2 tRNA genes are annotated in these 405 nt (G+C 44.9%); both read right to left on the reverse strand.

Annotation, left to right across the window (positions count from 1 at the left end):
• Positions 1 to 184: 184 nt before the first annotated feature.
• Positions 185 to 260: transfer RNA gene (locus tag HX786_RS27525), tRNA-Ala, on the reverse strand.
• 30 nt (positions 261 to 290) lie between these two features.
• Positions 291 to 367, reverse strand: a tRNA-Ile gene (locus HX786_RS27530).
• Positions 368 to 405: the final 38 nt, after the last annotated feature.

Here is a 405-nt window from a genome sequence, read left to right on the forward strand (position 1 = left end):
AAAATGACAATTACTTACAAATTTTACCTTAGCCTGATCCGTTACCAGTGAAAGTAACGTTCAGTCTATCTTTCTATCACATACCCAAATTTTTAAAGAACGATCTAATCAAAGACTAGAAATCAACATTCACCATCATATCGATGGAATGCTCATTTCTAAGCTTTCAAGACAGAAGCAGTAGTGGTGGAGCCAAACGGGATCGAACCGTTGACCTCCTGCGTGCAAGGCAGGCGCTCTCCCAGCTGAGCTATGGCCCCGTATTTCTACAGGCGTTTCCCACACAAAATTGGTGGGTCTGGGCAGATTCGAACTGCCGACCTCACCCTTATCAGGGGTGCGCTCTAACCAACTGAGCTACAGACCCAATTTCGGGCTGCTTCTTTATCGTCTTCTTCAATGAAT

This window comes from Pseudomonas sp. 21615526 (genome assembly GCF_013386245.1).
Lineage (GTDB): Bacteria > Pseudomonadota > Gammaproteobacteria > Pseudomonadales > Pseudomonadaceae > Aquipseudomonas.